We start from the raw sequence: 23,714 nt of genomic DNA, 5'->3' as shown, positions 1-23,714 counted from the left end.
GCCTCAAACTGCCTTTGCAGCCCAAAAGCCAGAGAACCGACTAATTCATTAAATGACGGATGAGTTCGTCATCCGAGTTCATCGTATCCTTGACGCGGACCATGTAGTTTTCGCCTGAGCGCCCGAACTCGCAGATATACAATTCCTTGCTGTTGGCGCTGACCTCGACGCGCACCTCGCCGGTGTCGCGGAAGGGGATGACGTCGCCGACCATGAGCTTCGATATCGTACGCAGCGTCAGGTCCTGCAGCCTGATCCTGGCCTCGAGCGTGACATGCGAGCGTCGGACCTGATCGCCGAGCTGTTCGGTCCATTCTGGAGAGGCGCCGCCGGCCTGGCGCTTCGGCTTCGGCGGCGTCACCTTGGTCTTCAGCAGCGCCGTTTGCGGAACGATCAACGAGAATTCCGAAACGATTCCGGCCAGCGTGATCGACATGTTGATGGCGGCGGCGAATTCGTCCGGCTTGTCTTCCGCCGGCCGGGCGCGCGTGTCATGGGCGTACGGGGCCGAAAGGCTTGGTTCGAAACCGCCAGGCGCGTTGACCGCCGAGCGCAGCACCTTGGCGATCTTGTCGAAGACCATGACCGCCAGATCGAGTTCGATGATCGAGAGCAGCCGGTCGGCCGGTTCCTCGATCGTATCGGCGGTGGCGCCGAGCAGGTGCTCCATCAGCGTGATGACGAAACCATTGCCGCAGGCAAGCGTGACGTTCTGCGACCAGTTGCGCAAGGTCGCATCGACGAGGGTGACGTTGGCGCTCAGATCATCGATCAGGTGGTTCTTGTAGCCGATCTCGCAGCCGAGATAATTGACCGTCACATCGAGGCCGGTCTCGCTTTTGATGACATCGGGAAAGAACTCGCTGTAGACCTCTCCGAAGGCGCTGCAGATCTTGGATACTCTGCCCCTGTCGCCAAGCCCGCCGGTCAGCTTGGCGAGAAGGGCAGGATCCATTGCCGGTTTGTCATGCGAAGCATCGCTCATGGTCATTTAAGCCGCCTTGTTTTCGCCGCCTGGGTTCATCATTTCCTGTTCGACTGCGTCGATGGACGGACGCTCGTAGGCCGAGATCGTCTTGCGGCCGTATTCGAGAGCCACCTGCGGCACGGAACCGTTCATATAGGCCAGCAGAGTCTGCTTGACGATGACGTAGAGGCGATGCTGCTTGTTGCGAACGACCTTGATCTGGGAGACCAGCGGCGAGCAGAGGCAGTAGGACAACAGAATGCCGAGGAAGGTGCCGACGAGCGCCGAGCCGATCAGGTGGCCGAGCACTTCGGGCGAATCGTTGATGTGGGCCATCGCCTTGATGACGCCGAGAACGGCCGCGACGATACCGATCGCCGGGAAAGAGTTGCCCATGATCTGGATCGCATGGTAGGGCTTCATCTTGTCGTGCATGATGGTGTTGAGCTCTTCATCCATCAGCGCCTCGATTTCGTGGCTGCGCGCATTGCCGATGATGATCAGGCGGACGTAATCGCAGATGAACGCCGTCAGTTCCTTGTTCTTCAGAACCGTGGGTGCCTGCTGGAAGATCGTCGATTCGGCCGGATTGTCGATATGGGCTTCGATTTCGTTCCGCGACTTGGTGCGCAGGTCACGCATCAGCGAATAGAGCACGCCGAGCGTGTCGAGATAGTTGCGCTCCTTCGGCACGGCGTGTTTGAAGGCTTCCCCGAGCGCCTTGCCGGAATCCTTCACCACCTTCATCGGGTTTGCCATGATGAAGCTGCCGAGACCCGCGCCGCCGATGATGACGAATTCGAACGGCTGGAACAGCGCTTCCACGTGGCCGCCCATCGCCATGAAGCTGCCGATGACACAGCCGCAAGTCACTATAAATCCGATAATGATGTTCATCGTCAGCCCAATCTGAACGTTGCTTTTCTTTGAGAGGGATAGGGTTTCTGCCTTGCGTGAGGCTGATGAAAAGGCCGCATGCGGGCAATTCAGCGTGCCAGCTTCGCGCAAGCATCTGCCGTCAATCTGAAGGAGACGAATGGGCGTTCGCGCCCGTTTCTGAGATGCCGCCTCAGCGAAATTCCGGCCGAACCAGATCAGACGACGCCCGGCTTTTCGTTCCGTTCATCGCCAATGCTTGGAGCTTTCCGACATGCAATCCGGTCTTTACGTTTCTCTGTCGTCGCAGATGGCGCTCGAAAAGCGCCTGAACACCATCGCAGACAACATGGCCAACGTGAACACGACCGGTTTTCGCGCCACCGAGGTGAAGTTCGACGAGATGGTGGCGGCCACCAAGAACAAGCTGAACACCAAGGTTGCCTTCGTCTCCCAGGGCAATGATTATCTGAACGAGCAGAGTGGCGAACTGCAACATACCGGCAACATGCTCGATTTCGCCGTCAAGGGCGATGCCTGGTTCTCGCTCGATACGCCGGCCGGCCGCGTGCTGACGCGCGACGGCCGCTTCACGATCAAGGATACGGGCGAGCTCGTCTCGATCCGGGGATATCCGGTTCTCGACGCTGGCGGCGCGCCGATCCAGCTCGATACGAAAGCCGGCGAGCCGGCGGTCGGCACCGACGGCATCATCTATCAGGCCGGCCGTCAGGTCGGATCGCTCGGGCTGTTCGAGGCCGATATCAGCAAGGGTTACCTGCGCTACGAAAACAGCGGCATCATGACCACCGATCAGCCGCGCGCCGTCGTCGACCGCTTCAATGTCGGCGTCGAGCAGGGATATCTGGAAAATTCCAACGTCAACGCCATGCGCGAGATCACCCAGCTGATCGAAGTCAACCGCGCCTTTGAAAGCATCTCGTCGCTAATGCGCGACAGCGAGGATTCGTTCAAGGAAGCCGTCCAGACGCTTGGGGGCAGCCGCTAATGCTTGACGCCCAAAAGTCTGCAGCGGTTTTGGGAGGGCGACATGCATAAGAACAGAGACCGAAAGTGCGTCGCATTTTCCGGTGGGATTGAAGCATGAGCACGCTACTGTCCGAGGACGGCCTTTCCCCGAAGCTGGCGCATCTGGCGGGTCTCGTCGAGCAATATGCATTGCCGGAGTTCGCGGTGGCCCATGGCGGGCGCGTGCAGACCATCGCCGCCGGCCACTACACAGTTCGCGGTCTTTCCCGCCATGTTCGTCTCGGCGAGTTCGTGGCACATAAATCCGCCTCCGGCGTCCATCTCGGCGAAGTCGTTCGTGTCGAGCCGGAGCTGATCTACGTCTGCCCGATCGAACCCGGCGAGCCGATCGGCATCCATGATACCGTCATCCGCAAGGGCGCCTTCCGCATTTCGCCGTCCGACAGCTGGTGCGGGCGCACTATCAACTCGCTTTGCGAGCCGATCGACGGGCTGGGTCCGATCGTCGAGGGCCTCGATCGCCGCTCGATCTCCAATACTGCGCCGCCGTCGATGACCCGCCAGCGGGTCGGGACCGGCTTCAACACCGGCGTGCGCGCGATCGATATTTTCTCGCCGCTCTGCCTCGGGCAGCGCCTCGGCATTTTCGCCGGATCGGGCGTCGGCAAGTCGACGCTTCTGTCCATGCTCGCCCGCGCCGACGCCTTCGATAAGGTTGTCATCGCGCTCGTCGGCGAACGCGGCCGCGAGGTGCGCGAATTCATCGAGGATACGCTCGGCAGCAATATGAGGAAGGCGATCGCCGTCGTCGCGACCAGCGACGAGAGCCCGATGCTGCGCAAGATGGCGCCGCTGACGGCGATCACCATTGCCGAGCATTTCCGCGACAAGGGCGAGAACGTCCTCTTCATCGTCGACAGCGTCACCCGTTTCGCCCACGCGATCCGCGAGGTGGCGACCGCCTCCGGCGAGCCGCCGATCGCGCGCGGCTACCCCGCGTCGGTCTTCACCGAACTGCCGCGCCTGCTGGAGCGCGCCGGTCCGGGCCCCGAGGGCGCCGGCACGATCACCGCGATCATCTCGATCCTCGTCGACGGCGACAACCACAACGACCCGATCGCCGATTCGACGCGCGGCATCCTCGACGGCCATATCGTCCTGCAGCGCAGCCTCGCCGAAGAAGGACGCTATCCGCCGATCGACCCGCTCGCCTCGATCTCGCGTCTTGCCCGCAAGGCCTGGACGCCGGACCAGGAAAAGCTGGTGTCGCGGCTGAAAGTGTTGATCCACCGCTTCGAGGAGACGCGAGACCTGCGCCTGATCGGCGGTTACCGCCAGGGCGCCGATCCCGATCTCGACATGGCGGTCAAGCAGGTCCCCATCATTTACGACGTCCTGAAACAGGCGCCGGGCGATCGTGACTCGGTCGACGCCTTTGCCGATCTCGCCGGCGCGCTGAAGGCCGCAGCCGGCATCGGCAATCAGGGCGCAGCCATCCAGAGGAGATAAACGTGGCTGAATTCGACGACGAACGCATCGCTTCGCTGAAGCAGCGCAGGAAGGGCGCCACGCTGGATCGGTTCCTCACCTACACCGGGCTGGCGCTTGCCGGCGCTTCGGCCTTTTTCCCCTGGTACGTCTTCTTCAACTCCGACAAGTTCGGCATCAACGTCGCGGCCAGCAGCAATTCGCGCGAACTGCCGGATTGGCCGGCCCGCAACGTATTCAGCGTCTCGCCGCTGGCCATGGTCAATAAGAACGAGGCGGCCAAGAAGGTTCCGTCGGTCGATCCGCTGACGACAGCAACGGTCTCCGATCTCGGCAAAGCGCGTGATGGCGGCGACTTGCAGGAGGAGCAACCTTTCCCCGGCAAGTCTTCCTTCCGCCTGCTGCATGTCTCCAACGGCCGGGCGTTGATCGAGGATCCCTCGGGCATGTATGTGGTGCGCATCGGCTCGGTTCTGCCCGACGAAAGCCGCCTTGCGACGCTGGAGCAGCGGGACGGCAAGTGGGTGATCATCACCTCCAAAGGTGAGATCTACAAGAACGACTGAACCGCTTCGCAAAGGCCGAAGGCAACAGGGGGCTCCGCCGCAGACCGGCAGGAGCCCTTTCGCTTATGCGGCCTGGCCGAAAGCGCCTCCAAGCCCGATTTCCGGTAAGTCCCACGCAAGATTACCACACTAGGTTCGGGCTAGTAAAAACGGAGAGTTCTCATGCAACCGATCCAACTTTTCGACTTGGCTTCGCGGCAGGCGGAATGGCTGACGATCCGTCAGCAGGTTGTTGCCGGCAATATCGCGAATGCCAATACCCCGAAATTCCGCGCCAAGGACGTCACGCCGTTTGACGCCGTCCTGGACAAGTCCGACATCGCCATGGCGCGCACCAATCCGGCGCACTTCAGTGGCAACGATCTCAGCGACAGCGGCGATATCGACGTCAAGGACGCCGCGCTCGACCAGGAGATCGGCATCCAGGAATCCGGCAACACCGTCGGACTGGCCGAGGAGCTTTCGAAGTCGGGCGACATCAAACGCCAGTACGATCTGAACACCTCGCTGGTCAGCTCCTTCAACCGCATGATGCTGATGACCGTCAGGAGGTAATTGTCATGGATCCGCTTTCCGCCGCTATGAAAATTGCCGGTTCGGGGCTCGAGGCGCAATCGACGCGTCTGCGCATCGTCTCGGAAAACATCGCCAACGCCCGTTCGACCGGCGACACGCCCGGCGCCGATCCCTATCGCCGCAAGACGATCACCTTCGGCCAGCAGATGGACCGCGCAAGCGGCGTCGAGACGGTCAACGTCAAGAAGGTCGGCGTCGACGAAGGTGATTTCAGCACCGAATTCGACCCCAGCAACCCGGCTGCGGACCAGAAGGGCGTCGTCAAGCTGCCGAACGTCAACATCCTGGTCGAGATGGCCGACATGCGTGAAGCCAACCGCTCTTACGACGCCAACCTGCAGACCATCAAGCAGACCCGCGACCTCATTTCCTCCACGATCGATCTTCTGAAGAGCCAATAATAAATGATCAGCAGCGTCCAGAATGTCAGCAACCTTTCGATGACCCGTGCGCTCGGCGCCGTCGACACCGAAAATTCCGCCTCATCGTCCGCAACGACCATGCCGGGCACCGCGGGTGCGGCCGACGGCATGAGCTTCGCCTCCGTCATGGGCAACATGGCGACCGAAGCCGTCAACAGCCTGAAGGGCGCCGAAAGCATGTCCTTTGCCGGCATCAAAGGCACGGCGACGACCCGGGAAGTCGTTGATTCCATGCTCCAGGCCGAGCAGACGCTGCAGACTGCGATTGCCATCCGCGACAAGGTCGTCTCGGCCTTTCTCGAAGTCACCAAGATGCAGATGTAACTGATTTGAGGACGAACACATGAGAGCGCTCGCCATTGCAGCAACGGGCATGGATGCCCAGCAGACCAATCTGGAAGTCATCGCGAACAACATCGCCAACATCAATACGACAGGCTTCAAGCGCGCCCGCGCCGAGTTCACGGATCTGCTCTATCAGACCGAACGCGCCAAGGGCGTCGCCAACCGCGCCAACCAGGCCGTCGTTCCCGAAGGCGCCAATATCGGTCTCGGCGTTCAGACGTCTGCGGTGCGCAATCTGCATCTCCAGGGCGAACTCACCCAGACCGGCAACGATCTCGACATTGCGCTGATCGGCAAGGGCTTCTTCCAGATCCAGTCGACCGACGGCACTACGCTCTATACCCGCGCCGGCGCCTTCAACAAGAACGACCAGGGCCAGCTCGTCACGATCGATGGCTATGAAGTCCTTCCCGGCATCACCATTCCGCAGGGTTCGACCGAGCTGACCATCAGCCGCTCCGGCGAGGTCTCGGTCAAGCTGCCGGGCGCCACCGATACGACCGTGCTCGGCCAGCTGACCCTTGCCGACTTCGTCAACGAGGCGGGCCTGCAGCCGATTGGCGACAACCTCTTCCAGGAAACGGCCGCCTCCGGCGAGGCCGTCGTCGGCAATCCCGACGAGGAAGGCTTCGGCTACATGAAGCAGGGCTATCTGGAGTTCCTCGAACGTCGATCCGGTGAAAGAAATCACCGAGCTGATATCGGCCCAGCGCGCCTACGAAATGAACTCCAAGGTGATCACCACCGCTGATGAAATGGCCTCCATCGTCAGCAAGAACCTGAAGTAAAGGGAAGGGCCGAAACATGATGTTTTGCCGGGCAGGACACATCTCGGGATGGGTGGCGGCAGCCATGATCGCAGTCGCGGGCATCGTCATGCCCGCAGGCGCCGACGCCGGCATGGGTTATGCCGTCGTCCCGACGACAATCATCTACCCCGGCGACACATTGTCGGCCAGCCAGCTTCAGGAGGTCGAGGTCACCAACCCCAACCTTGCCGGCGATTTTGCCAAATCCATCTCCCAGGTCGAAGGCCTGGTCTCCAAGCGCACGCTGCTGCCGGGCCGCACGATTGCGGTTTCGGGTCTGCGCGAACCCTATACGGTGACGCGCGGTTCTTCGGTCCGCCTGGTCTTCTCGCTGGGTGCGATGACGATCTCGGCCGCCGGCACGCCGCTCGAAGACGGCGCCACCGGGCAGCTCATCCGTGCGCGCAATATGGATTCCGGCGTCATCGTCAGCGGCACGGTGCTTGCCGACGGCACGGTCCATGTGAGGGCAAAATGAGATTGTTGTTCCGTTTCCTGACCCTTGCCGCGGTTCTCGCCATGAGCCTGGCCGACGTCGCGCCCGCCTGGGCGCTGACTTCGCGCATCAAGGATATTGCCTCCCTCCAGGCCGGCCGCGACAATCAGCTGATCGGTTATGGCCTCATCGTCGGCCTGCAGGGCACCGGCGATGGATTCCGGTCGTCGCCCTTCACCGAGCAGTCGATGCGGGCGATGCTGCAGAATCTCGGCATCTCGACGCAGGGCGGCCAGTCCAGCGCCAAGAACACCGCCGCCGTGATGGTCACCGCCAACCTGCCGCCTTTCGCAAGCCCCGGCAGCCGTATCGACGTGACGGTGAGCTCGCTCGGCGACGCGACGTCGCTGCGCGGCGGCACGCTCGTCATGACCTCGCTTTCCGGCGCCGACGGCCAGATCTACGCCGTCGCGCAGGGCGCCGTCATCGTCTCCGGCTTTCAGGCACAGGGCCAGGCGGCGACCGTGACCGAAGGTGTGACCACCGCCGGCCGCGTGCCGGGCGGCGCCATCATCGAACGCGAGCTGCCCTCCCGCTTCAAGGATGCGGTCAATCTCGTCCTGCAGCTGCGCAATCCCGACTTCTCGACGGCGATCCGTATTGCCGACATCGTCAACGGTTATGCCTCGGCCCGTTTCGGGGGCCCGGTCGCCGAAGCCAAGGATTCGCAGGAAGTGGTGATCCAGAAGCCGCGCCAGGCCGATCTCACTCGGCTGATGGCCGATGTCGAAAACCTCATCGTCGAAACCGATACGCCGGCCAAGGTTGTCATCAACGAGCGCACCGGAACGATCGTCATCGGCTCCGATGTCCGCGTCTCGCCGGTCGCCGTCAGCTACGGCACTCTGACGGTCCAGGTCACCGAGACGCCGCAGATCATCCAGCCGGAACCCTTCTCGCGCGGTCGGACCGCGGTCCAGCCGCAGACCGATATCGCGGCTGAGCAGACCGGCGGACGCGTCGCCATCATCGACGGTCCCGACCTCAGGACCCTTGTCGCCGGCCTCAACAATATCGGCGTGAAACCGGATGGTATCATCGCCATTCTCCAGGGCATCAAATCGGCAGGCGCCCTGCAGGCGGAGCTTGTGCTGCAATGAAGACGATCCTGAACCCCGACCTGACGGTCCTGCAACTGCTGCGTCGGCTCGCGCTGCCGGCAGCAGGCCTCATCCTTCTGTCGATCCCCGGCGCCTTCGCGCAGCAGCACCCGGAGGGGGACATCACCTCCGAGGACGAGATCAAGCAATTCTGCACCAACATCGCCGATCCCGCCCGCGACCAGCGTTACCTCCTGCAGAAGCAGGAACTGGAAAGGCTTCGCGCCGACATCGACGCCCGCATGGCGGAGATGGACAAGCGCAAGGCCGAATATCAGGACTGGCTGAAGCGGCGCGACGACTTCCTCAAGCAGGCGGAAGCCGGTCTCACCGAAATCTACAGGAAGATGAAGCCGGATGCGGCCGCACTCCAGCTGCAGGATATGAAGATCGAGGTGGCCTCCGCCGTGATCATGCGGCTCGGCCCGCGCCAGTCGAGCCTCATCCTCAACGAGATGGACCCGCAGAAAGCCGCCGTCATCGCCAGCGTCATCGCCAGTGCGGCCGATCCCAATACGTCGAAGGATCCTTCATGAACATGCGTTTCCCGGCCGCGATTGCCGCCCTCGCACTCCTTGCTGGCTGCCAGTCCCCGACGGCGGTCAGCGAGATCGGCCGCGCGCCCGCCATGAGCCCGATCGGCAGCGGCCTTGCCTATGGTCAGACGCCGCAGATGGCGCTCTATCCGAAGCAGCCGCGCGCCGTCGCGCAGGGTTATTCGCTGTGGAGCGACTCGCAGGCTGCGCTCTTCAAGGATGCGCGCGCGCTCAACGTCGGCGACATCCTGACCGTCGACATCCAGATCAACGACAAGGCCTCCTTCGACAACGAGACCAACCGCAGCCGCACGAATTCGAGCGGCATGAACTGGGACATCAACGCCCAGATCTTCGGCTGGACGCCCGAATCCAAGACCGACCTGACCTATGGTTCCGACACCAGCACCGACGGCAAGGGCAAGATCGAGCGCACCGACAAGCTCACCCTTCTGGTCGCGGCCGTCGTCACCGGCATTCTCGAAAACGGCAACCTCGTCATTTCGGGCTCGCAGGAGGTGCGCCTGAACCAGGAGCTGCGCATCCTGAACGTCGCCGGTATCGTGCGTCCGCAGGACGTCAACGCCGACAACCAGATCTCCTATGACAAGATCGCCGAAGCCCGCATCTCCTATGGCGGCCGCGGCCGGCTGATGGAAGTGCAGCAGCCTCCGCGCGGCCAGCAGGCCGTCGACCTTTTCTCGCCGCTTTGAGGCCGAACGACGATGGCAGACGCAGACTTAGGCGCAGGTCAACCGAAGAAGAAATCCGGCCCGCTGATGACGATCATCGGCGTCGCCATCCTGACCTTGCTCGGCGCCGGCGGCGGCTGGGCGGTCGGCACGATTGTCGCACCCGAGATCAAGGTCGCCAAGGAGGTCGAACAGGCCCAGGAGGCCGAGGCCAAGAAGAAGGCCGAGGAAGGCCTGGCGCGCATCTCGACCGAGGCCAACAACGTCGTCCAGCTCGAGCCGATCACCTCGAACCTCGCCTACCCCTCGGAAAACTGGGTGCGGCTGGAAGTCGCGCTGCTGTTCAACGGGCCGCCTGACGTCAAGGTTTCGGAGGATATTCATCAGGATATCCTCGCTTATATCAGGACCGTTTCCCTGCAGCAGATCGAGGGGCCGCGGGGCTTTCAATATCTCAAGGATGACATCCAGGAACGTGTTGACCTTCGCTCGCAAGGGCGGGTATCGAAGGTCATGTTCAGGACATTTGTCATCGAATGATTCGATTTATAATTTTCCTTGCCGCCATGATGGCGGTACCGGAACTGGCGGTGGCACAGCAGCTGCCGACTGATTTGTTGAATGTGCCGGTCGATGGCTCCGTCGCCGCCTGGATCATCCGCACTTTCGGCCTGCTGACCATCCTTTCAGTCGCGCCGGGCATCCTGATCATGGTGACGAGCTTTCCGCGCTTCATCATCGCGTTCTCGATCCTGCGCTCCGGCATGGGCCTCTCCTCGACGCCCTCCAACATGATCCTCTTGTCGCTGTCGCTGTTCATGACCTTCTACGTCATGTCGCCGACCTTCGATCAGGCCTGGCAGAACGGCGTGCAGCCGCTGCTTGCCAACCAGATCAACGAGACCGAGGCAGTCCAGCGTATCGGCGAACCCTTCCGCACCTTCATGGCGGCCAATACCCGTGACAAAGACCTGGCGCTGTTCGTCGATCTGGCGCGTGATCGCGGCCAGAATATCCAAACATCAGATCCGATCGATTACCGGGTGCTGATCCCCGCCTTCATGATTTCCGAGATCCGCCGCGGTTTCGAGATCGGCTTTCTTGTCGTGCTGCCGTTCCTCGTCATCGACCTCATCGTCGCAACCATCACCATGGCGATGGGCATGATGATGCTGCCGCCGACCTCGATCTCGCTGCCTTTCAAGATTCTCTTTTTCGTGCTGATCGACGGCTGGAACCTGCTCGTCGGCAGTCTGGTGCGCTCGTTCAGCTGATATACCGCCGCCCATCATTGGCCACAAGAAAACCCCGCCGGAGCGATCCGGCGGGGTTTTTCATGCAAGTCGAACCTTACTCGGAAGCGAACGGGGCGGTGCGCGGCGGCAGCGCCGGAATGTCCATGTGCTCGGGGGCGAGATGCTGTTTGGCGCGGTCTGCCATGATTTCGTAGGCCTGCTCCAGATGATTGCAGAAACGTTCGGCGTCAAAGAGCGGCGCCATATAACGCTTCTCCTTCAGGCGCGCCTTGTATTCGTCGATCCGTCCGGGATTCTGCGCCAGCTCGACGGCAAGATCCTCGTAGGCCTGCAAGTCGCCGGCGACGAGCTCGGGCAGATCGATTGCTCTCAACAGGCTCTCGCTGACGCGTGAGGCGAAATTGGTGCCCTTGACCGTCACAACCGGCAGGCCGCCCCAGAGCTGCTCAGAGGTGGTCGTGTGGCCGTTGACCGGGAAAGTATCGATGCCGAGGTCGGCCGCCTGCTGGCGGTCGATGTGCTCTTCATAGGGCGCGCGCGGGCAGAAGATGATCCGCTTGGGGGAAATGCCCGCGGCCTGGAACTGCTTCAACAGGTTCGCCTGGTTGCGCGGCGTATTCGCCATCAGCCAGAGCACGCTGTTCGGCGCCCGCTTGAGAATCCGGCACCAGCTGTTGATCGTTTCCTGCGTGATTTTGCGGTTGCCGTTGAAAGAGGCGAAGATGAAGGCCTCTTCCGGCAGGCCGAGCTGCTCGCGGGTGACCGGACGCGGCTTCGGACGATGCATCGGGTCGTTCGGCTGATAACTTTCCGGCAGCCGGCAGAATTTCTCGTGGTAGAACGGCTTGGCGACATCCGGGAGCACGTAGTGATCGCCGATGACATAGTCGAGATCGATGTTGACCGTGCTGCCGGGAAAGCCGAGCCAGCCGACGTGCACGGGTGCCAGCGGCAGGTTGAAGGCCGCCGCGCGGCTGCCTGACGTATGGCCCTTCAGATCGACCATGATGTCGATATTATGCTCGCGCACGACTGCCAGCACCGCCTGGTCGGAGAAGCCGTGAATGTCGACGATCCTGCCCCAGCGGCTGCGATCGGTGTCATTGTGCTTCAGATATTCCGGGCCGGTATGGCAGAAGAGCGTCACCTCGAACCGGTCCTTGTCATGCAGCTCGAGGATGCGCTGCAACAGCTTCATCGTCGCGTGGCGATCCCAGAAGTCCGACGACATGTAGCCGATCCGGATCTTGTTTGACCATGTGTGAGGCTGGTTGCGGCGGAAAGCTATCCGTTCCTGGTTGAGCGGCGTGGTGCCGATCGTTGCATAACGATTGAAATCCTCGTTGCCGCACCAGTGCAGATGATAGAACGGGTTGTCCTTGCGCAGGACCTCCAGATCGCCCTTTGCCAGGGCTCCGTCGATCACCGCCTGATGCTTGGCCGCCTCTTCGAAATCGTTGAATTCGCGGGCGAAAACAAGATGGAGAAAGCGGAAGGCGTGATTGCCCGGAAAACGCTTGAAGAGGTTGCGGGCAAGCGTCTGGTTGGTTGCGTCGTTGAGATCGTCGCTGAGCAGCAGGGCCGCCAGGCGCATGTGATCGGGATTCATGCTTTCCGACAGCACCGTCTTGAACGGGCGGATGATATCCCGCTGCTGGCGCTTCAGATAGATCGCGGTGATGATGAAGGCGAGTTCGGCATCTTCCTGCGCCCTGCTGAGGTTGCGCATGGCAATCAGCAGCGCTTCGTCCTCGTTGCCGGTCTCGTAATAGAGCTTGGCAGCCTGCTTCTGATATTCGTAGGCGTTCGGTCCGTCGCAATTGCCGGCCAGGCCATAGGCTCTCGCGGCGTCGGCCTTGAAGCCAAGCTGCACGAGGTTCTTGGCCAGCAGCGCATAGGTCTTGGCGTCCTGCTGGATATCCATGAGCTGGTTGAGCGTCGCCAAGGACTGTGTGTAGCGGCCTGCCTGGTAATCTTTGGATGCCGCAGAGAACGAAACTTTGCTGTTCAAAACCCAACTCCGTGAAGGAAATGTTCCGGCGTCGCTGCCGTTTGCCGACGCGCACGCGGGCCTTCCCCCGAAAACGAGAGATCGGTCCGATGATGCTATCCCGGCGCCTACCACACTGGCATTCGAAGCTTGCTTGAAACCGGTGGCGCGATATGGCGCTTGCGTCGTCCGCAAAGCCTCACCTGTCTCGGAAACGGCCCCTTTTCGCCGGCAAAGTTCGCTTTCGCCGCTCAAAATTCGAATGCCAAATTATCTTCAGCAGCCATTAACTAAGCCTTGTGAGGGGGTATTAACTATGCGGTGTGAGGGCCGGGCGAGGCCCCGCATTTTTAAGAAGTTGGCAAGCATTGGCTGCGAGATTGCCCTGGACATGACGGGTTTGGGCCAAAACATACAGGGCGCCGAGTAGCATGAAGCTGGTCCGTCATCGCCGGTACTACAGTCCGGTATGTCCTCCTTTTTGTATCTAGTTTCCAGGGGACAGATTTATGACAAGCATTAACACCAATTCTTCCGCGCAGGCCGCTCTCCAGACGCTGCGCAACGTCAACCAGGGTCTCAACAGCACGCAGAACCACGTTTCGTCGGGTTACCGCGTCGAAAAGGCGTCCGACAATGCCGCCTACTGGTCGATCGCAACAACCATGCGTTCGGACAACAAGGCACTTTCCGCCGTTTCCGACGCTCTCGGCGTAGGCGCTGCCAAGGTCGACACCGCTTACACGGCAATGGATAGCGCCATCGACGTCGTCGGCGAAATCAAGGCCAAGCTGGTTGCCGCAACGGAAAGCGGCGTTGACAAAGCCAAGGTCCAGGAAGAAATCGGCCAGCTGCAGCAGCAGCTGCTCAGCATCGCTCAGTCGGCTTCCTTCAACGGCGAAAACTGGGTTGCTGGCGCTGCCGGCACCAAGAGCGTCGTTTCCTCCTTCGTCCGCGACGGCTCCAATGCCGTTTCGATCAAGACCACCGACTACGTACTCTCCAGCACCTCCATGGGCAACGTGCTGTTCGGCATGAGCGGCGGCTCGGTTGAAACCTCCACGGGTATCCTCGGTACCTCGACGGGTGCGACCGGCTCGATCTACTCGATGAGCATCACCAACTTCACCGCCGGCCAGATCCAGACGGCTCTGACCAACGTCGAATCTGCCCTGAAGGCCATGACCAGCGCCGGTGCTGCTCTCGGCTCGCTCTCGAAGCGTATCGACAGCCAGGACAACTTCGTCAACGCGCTCAGCGACTCGATCGACTCCGGTGTCGGCCGCCTCGTCGATGCCAACATGGAAGAAGAGTCCTCCAGGCTCAGCGCCCTGCAGACCCAGCAGCAGCTGGCGATCCAGTCGCTGTCGATCGCGAACTCCTCTTCGCAGAACATCCTGTCGCTCTTCCGCTAAGGTCGGTTGGCACAAGGTTTTCAAGTTCGCGGCCGGGTCATCCCCGGCCGCGAAATGTTTTAAAATAAGGTTAATGATAATCCTTCTAAGTGTCAGATATTTTTACGCTATTTTCGATTTCGGTTTAGCCTTCCTTAACCATCTTGCTGTTTTCTAGGCCCATCGAAACGGCGAGTTAACCTTAACAAACGCGGTTAACAGGCATGATGCTGATCGCTGTGGGCCGGCCAAAATCCGGAATGTCCCTTTTTAAAATCTGCCAACAAGGGGCAAGCAAATTATGACGAGCATCAATACCAATAACGCTGCAATGGCAGCCCTCCAGACTCTCCGCGGCATCAACCAGGGTCTCCAGGAAACCCAGGCTCACGTTTCGTCCGGCTACCGCGTCGGCAAGGCTTCCGACAACGCCGCTTACTGGTCGATCGCTACGACCATGCGTTCGGACAACAAGGCACTTTCCGCCGTTTCCGACGCTCTCGGCCTCGGCGCCGCGAAGGTCGACACCGCCTACGCCGCCATGGATAGTGCCATCGACGTCGTCGGCAACATCAAGGCCAAGCTGGTTGCCGCAACGGAAAACGGCGTCGACAAGGCCAAGGTCCAGGAAGAAATCAGCCAGCTCCAGGCACAGCTGCTCAGCATCGCTCAGTCGGCTTCCTTCTCCGGCGAAAACTGGGTTGCCGGCGCTAACGGCACCAAGAGCGTCGTCTCCACCTTCGTCCGCGACGGCTCCAATGCCGTTTCTGTCAAGATGACCGACTACGTTCTCTCCAACACCTCCATGGGCAACGTGCTGTTCGGCATGAGCGGCGGCGCGGTTGAAACCTCCACGGGTATCCTCGGTACCTCGACGGGTGCGACCGGCTCCATCTACTCGATGAGCATCACCAACTTCACGCTCGGCCAGATCCAGTCGGCTCTGACCAACGTCGAATCTGCCCTGAAGGCCATGACCAGCGCCGGCGCTGCTCTTGGCTCGGTCTCCACCCGCATCGGCCTGCAGGAAGACTTCGTCAACGCCCTCAGCGACTCGATCGACTCCGGTGTCGGCCGCCTCGTCGATGCCAACATGGAAGAAGAGTCCTCCAGGCTCAGCGCCCTGCAGACCCAGCAGCAGCTGGCGATCCAGTCGCTGTCGATCGCGAACTCCTCTTCGCAGAACATCCTGTCGCTCTTCCGCGGCTAATAACCCCCGCAGAAAATATCGGTCCGCCGGCCTCGGCGGACCCCCAGGATTCGAGCCGCGCTACGATGGAGCGCGGCTTTTTTATTTCCGTTAACGATTGATTAACCATAATGCTGTTTTCTCAGGCCAACGAGACGGCGAGTTAACCGAACTTAAGAGCCGGTTAACAGGCATGAGGCTGATCCCCGTTCCCGGTGGCTTTCCGGAATGTCCCTTTTTCCCACCTGCCGACAAGGGGCAATCATTTCATGACCAGCATTTTGACCAACGTCGCGGCGATGGCCGCTCTTCAGACGCTCCGCGGCATCAACGACAGCCTCGAAAGCACGCAGAACCGCGTATCCTCGGGTTACCGCGTCGAAAAGGCCGCCGACAACGCCGCCTACTGGTCGATCGCAACGACCATGCGTTCGGACAACAAGGCACTTTCCGCCGTTTCCGACGCTCTCGGCCTCGGCGCCGCCAAGGTCGACACCGCTTACTCCGCCATGGACAGCGCCATCGACGTAATCAGCGAAATCAAGGCGAAGATCGTCGCAGCAACAGAAAAGGGCGTCGACAAGACCAAGGTCCAGGAAGAAATCGGCCAGTTGCAGCAGCAGCTCCTGAGCATCGCGCAGTCGGCTTCCTTCTCCGGCGAAAACTGGGTTGCCGGCTCTAACGGCACCAAGAGCGTCGTGTCGACCTTCGTGCGCGACGGCAACGGCAATGTCTCGGTCAAGACGACGGACTACGTACTGGACACGAGCTCCACGGGCAACGTTCTCTTCGGCATGACCTCGACCGGCACGATCGATACGAGCGCCGGCATTATCGGCACATCTTACGGTACGATCGGCTCGATCTACTCGATGGACATCAGCACCTTCGGTTCGGCTGAGATTTCCATGGCATTGACCTCGATCGAGGCCGGCCTCGAAGCCATGACCAAGGCTGCCTCGCAGCTCGGTTCGATCTCCACGCGTATCGAACTCCAGGAAAACTTCGTTGGAGCGCTGAGCGATTCGATCGACTCGGGCGTCGGCCGCCTCGTCGACGCCGACATGGAAGAGGAATCGAGCAAGCTCACGGCGTTGCAAACCCAACAGCAATTGGCGATCCAGTCGCTGTCCATCGCCAACTCCAGCGCGCAGAACATCCTCACCTTGTTCCGCAGCTAAATCGGCCGCTGAAGCTGGACCGAATCTTGCGCCACGATCCGGCGGCACGCAGAAAACCCTCTGGACCGCGCCCGAAACGGCGCGGTTCTTTATTTTATATCAACAACTTGTCCAGATGCGTGCTTCGCTGGTCGCGCTTGCCGCTGCGCTCTTGCCGAATAGGTTGATATCGAGTTAACTTCACCTTGAGTTGATTTGCTTTTGCGACATCCGGTGGAAATTTCGCCGGAGGCATGACGCCACTTCAGTCGCCGCCGGCAACCCGGCCTGCCCTTTCATCTTATTCCGAGACCCTGTCGATGACCGTAAAGATTACCAGCGCGGCCGCGGTGAATGCACTTGCGGTGCTACGCAGCATCAACAAAGAAGCCAGTCAGACCCAGCAGCAAGTCTCGTCGGGATATCGGATCGAGACGGCGGCCGATGATGCCTCTTACTGGTCGGTCGCGACTGTCATGCGCTCGGACAGCACCAATCTCGGCACGATCGGCGACGCGCTCGGTCTCGGCGCCGCCAAGGTGGATGCGACCTATACGGCGATGACTTCGGCGATCGATCTTGTCACCCAGATTCGCGCCAAGCTCGTTGCGGCAAGAGAGCCCGGCACCGACAAGGACAAGATCAACGCCGAAATCAGCGAATACAAGGAACAGCTGAGGACCGTCGTCGAATCGACGTCCTTTGCCGGGGAAAACTGGTTGCTGAACAGTGACAAGGCGGCGCCGCCGACATGGTCGGTCATTTCAGGCTTCGTGCGCGCCTCGAGCGGCGAATACCAGGCTCAGAGCATCGACTTCCCGTCGTCGCAGACCATCCTCATCGACAAGAACAATGCGAGCGGCGGCCTGTTCACCAAGGCGATCGATGCCCAGGCGATCAACAATAGCGGCACGGGGCCGCGGAACTATTACCTGCTAGACGCCGATTCGACGACGCCGGCGACGGGCACGGAAGTCGCGATCGGCAAAAGCACCACCGACGCCCAGCTCGCCGACATGCTTGATGTGACCGACTCTCTACTCTCCTCGCTGACGACGACGGCCGCCTCGATCGGCGTGATGAAGGCGCGTATCGACGATCAGATCGATTACACCGCCGATCTGTCCGATTCGATCGACAAGAGTGTCGGCGCGCTCGTCGATACCGATATGGACGAGGCTTCGATCCGGCAGAAGGCGATCGAAACCCAGAAGCAGATGGCCGTCGAAGCGATTTCGATCCTGAACACGGCTGCAAGCAAGATCCTCATTCTGCTGGAATAGAGCTGGGCGCGATCGTCGATGGCGGCGGCGCCATTCATCCTCGCGCAAGTTTGACTTCCTAGTTTCCGGCATGAAGGCATCGTCCGAAATCATGCCGGCGCAAGGTCAAGCCCTTGTTCGCTGCGAAGGACATGTCGCGCGCAAGGTCATTTTGAACGGGAGGCAGCATGCCGCGTGTCTCCCGGATGCTGGATGGTTTCTATGAGCATTTCGCTTTCTCGGTATTTGAAGGATTTCGGCGAACCGAAACCGTCAGCGCCGATCATCGACATCGACGATTTCCCCGGCGATGCTTTTCCCGAGACGCCGAGCGAACCGCCGGTCGACGTCGAGGCGGAGCGTCGCGATGCCTACGCGCAAGGCCATGCTGCGGCGACCGCTGATTTGACCGAGAAATACGAAGGCGAGGCGCGCGCTCTGGCCGAGGTCCATGCGCGCGAGCTCGAAGAACTGACGCTTCGCTATGAAGTCGAGGCGGCCGCGGTCATCGCATCCCGCGTCCGCGATATCGCTGAAGAAGTCGCGCAGTTGGTCAGCGCCGGCGCGGCCACGGCCATTGCGCCCGTCATGACGGAAGCGCTTGCGGCCAAGGCTGCCGAAGATCTCGCCGCATTGCTGCGTGACGCGATTCTCGAGGGGGCTGCCGGGTCGGTCGTCGTTAGGGGGCCGACCAGGCTCTTCGACATATTGAAGGCCGAGCTCGGTGAACATGCCGCGGCCGTTCGCCACCTCGAGGCCGACGATATCGATCTTGCCGTCGAAATCGGTGAATCCGTCATCGTCACCCGTATATCCGCCTGGGCGGCCAGCTTGAAGAAAGTTCTCGAATGAGCGAAGGCGAAAACCATCACCACGGCAGGAACGAGATCATCATCGTCAAGCGGCATGGCGGCGGTGATCATGATGGTGCCCATGGCGGTGCGTGGAAAATTGCCTATGCCGATTTCATGACGGCGATGATGGCGTTCTTTCTGGTCATGTGGCTGGTCAACGCCGCCAATGAAGAAACCAAGGCCGCGGTCGCGACCTATTTCAATCCGATCAAGCTCGCCGACGAAAAGCCGACGGAGAAAGGCCTGAAGAAGCCTGTCGACCATGCCGAGGGCGAGGAGAAGAAGGAAAAGTCGAAACAGAAGGAAGACAATCCGACCGAGGGCAAGTCCGCCGCGGATGGTGACGACCAGACGTCGACTTCAGGCGATCAGACCAATTATTCCGAAGCCGACTTCTTCGAAAATCCTTATTCGGTTCTCGCCGAGATCGCACAGGAAGTCGGCCAGCAGGCCAATGTCAGCGCCAAGGGCGATGGCGGGGCGGCCGATTCCGGCCCGGCGACCGGCGCCGATGGCGGCGAAGCCTATCGCGATCCCTTCGATCCGGATTTCTGGACGAAGCAGGTCGAAGTGACAACCGCCGGAAAAACCCTGCCGCCCGGCAAGAGCGAGCAGCAGGCGGCCGAGAGCGAGGCGACCGAGGTCGCCAAGGCCGAGGATATAAAGCCGGTGCCTTTGGCGACCGACCAGAAGCCGGCCAAGGACGCCAAGGAGAGCAAGGAAACCAAGGGCGCCGCTGCCAAAGAGGCCAAGGCGGACGGCAAGGTGCCTGACGAGAAGAAGGCGGAAGCTCAGAAGGACGGCGATCATCAGAAGGATGCCGACAAGAGCGCGGCCGGGACCGAACAGCAGAAGAAGGAAGCGGATGCGCTTCAGCAACAGATCGCCCAACAGATCGGCGGGGTTGCCGGCAAGCTTGCCGAAGGCCTAACGGTGACGGCGGCCGAAGGCGGCCTGCTGGTCAGCATCTCCGACCAGAACGACGATTCGATGTTCAATATCGGTTCCGCGGTCCCGCGCCAGGAGATGGTGCTCGCCATGGAAAGGATCGGTACGATTCTGAAGGAGAGGGGCGGCGCCGTTGCAATCCGTGGCCACACGGACGGGCGTCAGTACAAAGGCGCGCAGAACGAGAACTGGCGGCTTTCGATGGACCGCGCCCAGAGTGCCTACTACATGCTCGTGCGCGGCGGGCTTGATGAGAAGCGCATCTCGCAGGTCTCCGGCTTCGCCGACCGTCGGTTGAAGCTGTCTGCCGAACCATTCAACGCGGCGAACCGCCGGATCGAGATCCTGGTGCAGGCGGATTAAGGATAGTCGGATGGCGCGTCGGCAGCATCGTTACGTCGGATTTATGGCCCTCGGCCTGGCGATGCTTTCGCCTGCCGCAGGCAATGCGCAGGATCCGGACGATCTCTCGCCGTACAAGATGCTGCGGTCGCTGCAGTTCGTGCAGGATTCCGTCGTCGCCGGCGATCATTCGGCCGGCGAGATGCAGCGCTTCATGCTGGGCACGATCGACGAGCGGCTGCGCACGGCCGATACGTCGATCTACGACGACGACCGCAACGTCGATGCGGCGTTGATCTATGCGATGAGCGGCGGCAATCCCCAGACGCTCGAATATCTGATCGCCCATGACGTCAACGGCTATTTCGACAACCGCGTCACCGACGTGCTGCGCAAATATCTGGGCGGCAAAGGGCTCCTCGTCGCCAAGACGCTGGAGGAAACCGCCAGGGAATATCGCGACAAGAAGATCGGTCCCTACCTGGCGCTGATCGGCGGCAACGTGCTGATCGCCACGAAACCGACAGATGCGCTGGATCTCTACGACCAGGCGCGTCTTGCCGCGCCGGGCACGATCGTCGAGGAGGCGGCCTTGCGCCGTTCCGTCGCCATCTGCGTCGACAAGGGAATGCTCGACAAGGGGCTGGCCTATTCGCAGCGTTATGCTCGCCGTTTCCTGCATTCGCCCTATGCCAGCCAGTTTGCCGATCTTTTCGTCAAGCTCGTCGTCGCCCATGATCGCGACGTGAAACCGCAGGATGTCGTCGACATCCTGTCCTTCATGGATGCGCCGCGCCAGCGTGAGGTCTACCTGCGCATCGCCCGTGCTGCCGCGATATCAGGCAAGCCGGAGCTGGCGCGCATGGCGGTCGACCGTGTGCAGGCGCTTGGCGCAGACACCGACAACGCCTTCGGCCCGCTCGCCGATTTTTACGGCGGCATGGCCGGCCTTCCCACGCAGGATATCGATCAGGCGGCGAAGAATGTCAGCGGCATCGACGGCAATGCACTGTCGCCGCGGGATCAGGCACTGCAGGCGGCGGCGCGATCCGTCGCCGAGCAGATCCTACGCGCGCCGGATCCGGCAAGCCTGACGCAAGCATCCGATCCTAATACTTCTCACCAAGAAATCACTTCTGACAAGGCTGCGGCGATAGCCATGCAAGCGGGAGCGCCGGGCGCGCATCCCGAGCCTGTTCCGGGAGGTGTGGCATCGACTGGCCAGAGCCAGGATACCGACCCCTCATTCAACGCATTTGTGACGACCAGCCGATCCAAGCTCGACGAGATCGATGGTCTTCTGGCGCAGGAAGGCAACGAACAATGATGGATTTGAGCCTCTCGGGCGGAGCCTCTGGTGCGGAGGCGGCTGCGGCCGCGAAATCCACCAAAGCGGCTGGAAAGGGTGACGCCGCCGGTCAGAAGGGCGACTTCTCCGATGTGCTTGCCAAGGCGAGCGGCAGCGCCGCCAACGACGCGCCCGACGGTGCGGAGCTGGATCATGGCGCGGTTGCGGATGGCGGCGTGGCGAAGGTGGCGCGGACGATCCGCAGCCGCGCCAAACCGTTGATCGATCTCAGCGACACCGCGCTGAAGGCGCAGGCCGAGATGCAGCCGGCAACGATCGCCAATGGCGAAAAGGCCGTCGCAAAGCCTGCAAAGGATCAGCGCAAATTGCCGGCCGATCTCGGCAGGCTCGATGCCAGGGATCCGCCCGCCGACGAGGCAGGGCAGGTGGCCAAGGGCGCCAAGCACGCCAAGACCGATCTCTCGAAATCAGATGCGGATGCGGACAACGAGGACGATGACGGCGGCATTTCCGATGTACTCGGCCTGCTGAAGCAGGAGCCCGCCGGCGCGGCGGTCGCCTTGCCGGCCGAAGCCGCTGCACATCTCGCCGTCGCCAAGGCCGCGGAGGCCGGGCCTGTCGACAAGAAGACCGCGGCTGACGCCAAAACGAGCGGGCACGTATCCGACGCCCTGGCGGCCGTCAGCGGCAATGTCGAAGAGGTCAACACGGATGAGCTCGGGGCTCCAGGTACGGAGAATGCCGACGCCGCTGACGGCAGAACCTTCCGGCTCAGCCGCGCTGACGGCCGCGGCGTATCGATGGATGTTCACATCGGTGCGGATCAGGCCGGGCCGAAGGACGGCTCGAAGAAAGCCGATGTCGAAAACGTCTCGGTCCTCGAATCGCGCCGCTATATCGGCCTGGTGCAGAATACCAATTCCGCCGCCGTCACCGCAGCCCTCTCCGGCGATTCCGAATGGGCACGCGCCATGGAGCCGAGTTCGGCGCTCTCCAACGCGGCGGAATGGACGAGCACCGGCAAGGTGGTCAATACGCTGAAGATCCAGATGAACCCGATCGATCTTGGCCTGGTGACGGCCACCATGCGCCTGTCTGGCGACGCCTTGAACGTCGACCTCAAGGTCGAAACCGGTGCAGCCTATCGGCAGCTGAAGGAAGATCACGGCAAGATTCTCGAAGCGCTGCGCAGCCAGGGCTACGCGGTCGACAATGTCACCATCAGCATGGCTCCCGTCGAACGTGCCGACGCGGGCAATCAGGCAGCCAGCCAGGGGCAGGCCTCCCAGCAGCAGTCACTCCCCAGCAGGGGCAGGGCGGCGAGGCGCGCGAGCGTCACAATCAGACGGCGCAGCGGACGGATGGAGGCTTCAATGGCGCAGACGAGACCGGTATTGAAGATGTTTCTGCTGGCGGGGCTCGCAGCAGCGGCGCTGGCGGCGTTTACCTCTGAGGCGGCTGCCTCTACCGGTGCCTGCGAACGCGAAATCCAGTCGGCTGCCGCCAAATACGGCATCCCGGAAGGCATCCTCTATTCGGTCGGTCTGACGGAGACCGGCCGCAAGGGCTCACTTTATCCCTATGCCATGAACGTCGAAGGCAAGGCGATCTTCCCGCCCTCGGAAGAGGACGCGATCAGGCAGTTCGATGTGGCTCGCAGAAGCGGGGCGAAGCTCATCGACATCGGATGCATGCAGATCAATCACTATTATCACAGCGAGAATTTCGCCTCCGCCGAGGATATGTTCGATCCGCACCGCAACGTCGAATATGCGGCGAGGTTTCTCCGCAACCTGCATGACCGTCATGAGACCTGGACCATGGCGGTAGCCAGATACCACGCCGGCCCGAACAACGACCCCGCGCAGAAGCAATATGTCTGCCGCGTCATCGCCAATCTGGTGGCCACGGGCTACGGCAAGTGGACTCCCAATGCGAGTAACTTCTGCCGAAATTAATTCAACTAAAAATAGAAGTGGCATATTGTGACGAAAATGTGTCACAATATGGCAGGATTCCGGCGGGAATCGCATGCGCAAGCCGTAATTAAGAGGCCGTTAACTTTTCCACGAAATTTTTGTGTGCATGATTTTGTGTGCCCACTATATGTAGATCAAATCGCCACGCAGATCTTAATCAATTATTAA

General features: G+C 61.2%; 24 protein-coding genes and 1 pseudogene. 22 read left to right on the top strand and 3 right to left on the bottom strand.

Annotated elements, in window-relative coordinates:
- Positions 1 to 40 precede the first annotated feature (40 nt).
- Together MHI61_RS20275 and motA are read right to left on the bottom strand one after the other, a co-directional pair.
- Positions 41 to 991 (bottom strand): FliM/FliN family flagellar motor switch protein, encoded by a 951-nt coding sequence (locus MHI61_RS20275; RefSeq protein ID WP_239790263.1) that lies wholly within the window; start codon positions 989 to 991, stop codon positions 41 to 43.
- A complete protein-coding gene (gene motA, locus MHI61_RS20270; protein ID WP_239790262.1) occupies positions 992 to 1,864 on the bottom strand; it encodes a flagellar motor stator protein MotA in 873 nt (290 codons plus the stop codon). It lies immediately after the preceding gene.
- A gap of 253 nt (positions 1,865 to 2,117) precedes the next feature.
- Between motA and flgF the strand changes: the two genes are divergently transcribed.
- The 13 genes from flgF (at position 2,118) to fliP (ending at position 11,137) form a co-directional block, all read left to right on the top strand.
- Positions 2,118 to 2,852 (top strand): flagellar basal-body rod protein FlgF, encoded by a 735-nt coding sequence (gene flgF, locus MHI61_RS20265; RefSeq protein WP_239790261.1) that lies wholly within the window; start codon positions 2,118 to 2,120, stop codon positions 2,850 to 2,852.
- Between the two features lie 95 nt (positions 2,853 to 2,947).
- Positions 2,948 to 4,342 carry a flagellar protein export ATPase FliI gene (gene fliI / locus MHI61_RS20260; RefSeq protein ID WP_239790260.1) on the top strand — a complete coding sequence of 465 codons (1,395 nt, stop codon included), beginning with the start codon at positions 2,948 to 2,950 and terminating at the stop codon, positions 4,340 to 4,342.
- Between the two features lie 2 nt (positions 4,343 to 4,344).
- Positions 4,345 to 4,887 (top strand): flagellar protein, encoded by a 543-nt coding sequence (locus tag MHI61_RS20255; protein ID WP_239790259.1) that lies wholly within the window; start codon positions 4,345 to 4,347, stop codon positions 4,885 to 4,887.
- A 162-nt stretch (positions 4,888 to 5,049) separates the two neighbouring features.
- Complete coding sequence (gene flgB / locus MHI61_RS20250) at positions 5,050 to 5,442, top strand: flagellar basal body rod protein FlgB (RefSeq protein WP_239790258.1); 393 nt, start codon at positions 5,050 to 5,052, stop codon at positions 5,440 to 5,442.
- A 5-nt stretch (positions 5,443 to 5,447) separates the two neighbouring features.
- A complete protein-coding gene (gene flgC / locus MHI61_RS20245) occupies positions 5,448 to 5,864 on the top strand; it encodes a flagellar basal body rod protein FlgC (protein ID WP_010029463.1) in 417 nt (138 codons plus the stop codon).
- 3 nt (positions 5,865 to 5,867) lie between these two features.
- On the top strand, positions 5,868 to 6,209 hold the full coding sequence (locus tag MHI61_RS20240) for a flagellar hook-basal body complex protein FliE (RefSeq protein ID WP_064681135.1): 342 nt from the start codon (positions 5,868 to 5,870) through the stop codon (positions 6,207 to 6,209).
- Positions 6,210 to 6,228: 19 nt separating this feature from the next.
- Positions 6,229 to 6,981: a flagellar basal-body rod protein FlgG gene (flgG, locus tag MHI61_RS20235; protein WP_345774859.1), complete on the top strand. Its 753-nt coding sequence runs from the start codon at positions 6,229 to 6,231 to the stop codon at positions 6,979 to 6,981.
- A gap of 53 nt (positions 6,982 to 7,034) precedes the next feature.
- Positions 7,035 to 7,517: a flagellar basal body P-ring formation chaperone FlgA gene (gene flgA, locus MHI61_RS20230; protein ID WP_239790257.1), complete on the top strand. Its 483-nt coding sequence runs from the start codon at positions 7,035 to 7,037 to the stop codon at positions 7,515 to 7,517.
- Positions 7,514 to 8,635: a flagellar basal body P-ring protein FlgI gene (locus tag MHI61_RS20225; RefSeq protein WP_239790256.1), complete on the top strand. Its 1,122-nt coding sequence runs from the start codon at positions 7,514 to 7,516 to the stop codon at positions 8,633 to 8,635. Before flgA ends, MHI61_RS20225 begins: the two co-directional genes overlap by 4 nt.
- On the top strand, positions 8,632 to 9,171 hold the full coding sequence (locus MHI61_RS20220; RefSeq protein WP_239790255.1) for a MotE family protein: 540 nt from the start codon (positions 8,632 to 8,634) through the stop codon (positions 9,169 to 9,171). Before MHI61_RS20225 ends, MHI61_RS20220 begins: the two co-directional genes overlap by 4 nt.
- Positions 9,168 to 9,884 carry a flagellar basal body L-ring protein FlgH gene (gene flgH / locus MHI61_RS20215; protein WP_085776958.1) on the top strand — a complete coding sequence of 239 codons (717 nt, stop codon included), beginning with the start codon at positions 9,168 to 9,170 and terminating at the stop codon, positions 9,882 to 9,884. Before MHI61_RS20220 ends, flgH begins: the two co-directional genes overlap by 4 nt.
- 12 nt (positions 9,885 to 9,896) lie before the next feature.
- Positions 9,897 to 10,403, top strand: coding sequence for a flagellar basal body-associated FliL family protein (locus tag MHI61_RS20210; RefSeq protein WP_239790254.1), 507 nt, complete (start codon positions 9,897 to 9,899; stop codon positions 10,401 to 10,403).
- On the top strand, positions 10,400 to 11,137 hold the full coding sequence (fliP, locus tag MHI61_RS20205) for a flagellar type III secretion system pore protein FliP (RefSeq protein WP_239790253.1): 738 nt from the start codon (positions 10,400 to 10,402) through the stop codon (positions 11,135 to 11,137). Before MHI61_RS20210 ends, fliP begins: the two co-directional genes overlap by 4 nt.
- Before the next feature lie 76 nt (positions 11,138 to 11,213).
- On the opposite strand, the gene MHI61_RS20200 is transcribed toward fliP, so the two are convergent.
- Positions 11,214 to 13,130: a glycosyltransferase family 41 protein gene (locus MHI61_RS20200; RefSeq protein WP_239790252.1), complete on the bottom strand. Its 1,917-nt coding sequence runs from the start codon at positions 13,128 to 13,130 to the stop codon at positions 11,214 to 11,216.
- Positions 13,131 to 13,618: 488 nt separating this feature from the next.
- Between MHI61_RS20200 and MHI61_RS20195 the strand changes: the two genes are divergently transcribed.
- The 9 genes and pseudogenes from MHI61_RS20195 (at position 13,619) to MHI61_RS20155 (ending at position 23,525) form a co-directional block, all read left to right on the top strand.
- Complete coding sequence (locus tag MHI61_RS20195) at positions 13,619 to 14,524, top strand: flagellin (protein ID WP_239790251.1); 906 nt, start codon at positions 13,619 to 13,621, stop codon at positions 14,522 to 14,524.
- Positions 14,525 to 14,804: 280 nt separating this feature from the next.
- Positions 14,805 to 15,713 (top strand): flagellin, encoded by a 909-nt coding sequence (locus MHI61_RS20190; protein WP_239790250.1) that lies wholly within the window; start codon positions 14,805 to 14,807, stop codon positions 15,711 to 15,713.
- Positions 15,714 to 15,961: 248 nt separating this feature from the next.
- The gene (locus MHI61_RS20185) at positions 15,962 to 16,873 is read left to right on the top strand and encodes a flagellin (RefSeq protein ID WP_064681125.1); all 912 of its coding nucleotides are present in this window, start codon (positions 15,962 to 15,964) and stop codon (positions 16,871 to 16,873) included.
- A 299-nt stretch (positions 16,874 to 17,172) separates the two neighbouring features.
- On the top strand, positions 17,173 to 18,135 hold the full coding sequence (locus tag MHI61_RS20180; RefSeq protein ID WP_239790249.1) for a flagellin: 963 nt from the start codon (positions 17,173 to 17,175) through the stop codon (positions 18,133 to 18,135).
- 201 nt (positions 18,136 to 18,336) lie between these two features.
- A complete protein-coding gene (locus tag MHI61_RS20175) occupies positions 18,337 to 18,966 on the top strand; it encodes a hypothetical protein (RefSeq protein WP_239790248.1) in 630 nt (209 codons plus the stop codon).
- A complete protein-coding gene (locus MHI61_RS20170) occupies positions 18,963 to 20,279 on the top strand; it encodes a MotB family protein (RefSeq protein WP_239790247.1) in 1,317 nt (438 codons plus the stop codon). The genes MHI61_RS20175 and MHI61_RS20170 overlap by 4 nt, the downstream gene beginning before the upstream one ends.
- A 10-nt stretch (positions 20,280 to 20,289) precedes the next feature.
- Positions 20,290 to 21,585 (top strand): chemotaxis protein MotC, encoded by a 1,296-nt coding sequence (motC, locus tag MHI61_RS20165; RefSeq protein ID WP_239790246.1) that lies wholly within the window; start codon positions 20,290 to 20,292, stop codon positions 21,583 to 21,585.
- Positions 21,582 to 23,020, top strand: a pseudogene (locus MHI61_RS20160) (flagellar hook-length control protein FliK). The gene motC and the pseudogene MHI61_RS20160 overlap by 4 nt, the downstream one beginning before the upstream one ends.
- A complete protein-coding gene (locus MHI61_RS20155; protein WP_239792882.1) occupies positions 22,962 to 23,525 on the top strand; it encodes a lytic transglycosylase domain-containing protein in 564 nt (187 codons plus the stop codon). The pseudogene MHI61_RS20160 and the gene MHI61_RS20155 overlap by 59 nt, the downstream one beginning before the upstream one ends.
- The last annotated feature ends 189 nt before the right edge of the window (positions 23,526 to 23,714 follow it).

The sequence above is a fragment of the Rhizobium sp. K102 genome (assembly GCF_022385315.1).
Taxonomy (GTDB): domain Bacteria; phylum Pseudomonadota; class Alphaproteobacteria; order Rhizobiales; family Rhizobiaceae; genus Rhizobium; species Rhizobium croatiense.
This window is presented reverse-complemented; position numbering and strand designations above follow the sequence as displayed.

What these genes read in the sequence shown, in the direction of transcription:
- MHI61_RS20275 (WP_239790263.1), bottom strand. Translation starts at nt 991, where the DNA reads ATGACCATGAGCGATGCTTCGCATGACAAACCGGCAATGGATCCTGCC.
- motA (WP_239790262.1), bottom strand. Translation starts at nt 1,864, where the DNA reads ATGAACATCATTATCGGATTTATAGTGACTTGCGGCTGTGTCATCGGC.
- flgF (WP_239790261.1), top strand. Translation starts at nt 2,118, where the DNA reads ATGCAATCCGGTCTTTACGTTTCTCTGTCGTCGCAGATGGCGCTCGAA.
- fliI (WP_239790260.1), top strand. Translation starts at nt 2,948, where the DNA reads ATGAGCACGCTACTGTCCGAGGACGGCCTTTCCCCGAAGCTGGCGCAT.
- flgB (WP_239790258.1), top strand. Translation starts at nt 5,050, where the DNA reads ATGCAACCGATCCAACTTTTCGACTTGGCTTCGCGGCAGGCGGAATGG.
- flgC (WP_010029463.1), top strand. Translation starts at nt 5,448, where the DNA reads ATGGATCCGCTTTCCGCCGCTATGAAAATTGCCGGTTCGGGGCTCGAG.
- MHI61_RS20240 (WP_064681135.1), top strand. Translation starts at nt 5,868, where the DNA reads ATGATCAGCAGCGTCCAGAATGTCAGCAACCTTTCGATGACCCGTGCG.
- flgG (WP_345774859.1), top strand. Translation starts at nt 6,229, where the DNA reads ATGAGAGCGCTCGCCATTGCAGCAACGGGCATGGATGCCCAGCAGACC.
- flgA (WP_239790257.1), top strand. Translation starts at nt 7,035, where the DNA reads ATGATGTTTTGCCGGGCAGGACACATCTCGGGATGGGTGGCGGCAGCC.
- MHI61_RS20225 (WP_239790256.1), top strand. Translation starts at nt 7,514, where the DNA reads ATGAGATTGTTGTTCCGTTTCCTGACCCTTGCCGCGGTTCTCGCCATG.
- MHI61_RS20220 (WP_239790255.1), top strand. Translation starts at nt 8,632, where the DNA reads ATGAAGACGATCCTGAACCCCGACCTGACGGTCCTGCAACTGCTGCGT.
- flgH (WP_085776958.1), top strand. Translation starts at nt 9,168, where the DNA reads ATGAACATGCGTTTCCCGGCCGCGATTGCCGCCCTCGCACTCCTTGCT.
- MHI61_RS20210 (WP_239790254.1), top strand. Translation starts at nt 9,897, where the DNA reads ATGGCAGACGCAGACTTAGGCGCAGGTCAACCGAAGAAGAAATCCGGC.
- fliP (WP_239790253.1), top strand. Translation starts at nt 10,400, where the DNA reads ATGATTCGATTTATAATTTTCCTTGCCGCCATGATGGCGGTACCGGAA.
- MHI61_RS20195 (WP_239790251.1), top strand. Translation starts at nt 13,619, where the DNA reads ATGACAAGCATTAACACCAATTCTTCCGCGCAGGCCGCTCTCCAGACG.
- MHI61_RS20190 (WP_239790250.1), top strand. Translation starts at nt 14,805, where the DNA reads ATGACGAGCATCAATACCAATAACGCTGCAATGGCAGCCCTCCAGACT.
- MHI61_RS20185 (WP_064681125.1), top strand. Translation starts at nt 15,962, where the DNA reads ATGACCAGCATTTTGACCAACGTCGCGGCGATGGCCGCTCTTCAGACG.
- MHI61_RS20180 (WP_239790249.1), top strand. Translation starts at nt 17,173, where the DNA reads ATGACCGTAAAGATTACCAGCGCGGCCGCGGTGAATGCACTTGCGGTG.
- MHI61_RS20175 (WP_239790248.1), top strand. Translation starts at nt 18,337, where the DNA reads ATGAGCATTTCGCTTTCTCGGTATTTGAAGGATTTCGGCGAACCGAAA.
- MHI61_RS20170 (WP_239790247.1), top strand. Translation starts at nt 18,963, where the DNA reads ATGAGCGAAGGCGAAAACCATCACCACGGCAGGAACGAGATCATCATC.
- motC (WP_239790246.1), top strand. Translation starts at nt 20,290, where the DNA reads ATGGCGCGTCGGCAGCATCGTTACGTCGGATTTATGGCCCTCGGCCTG.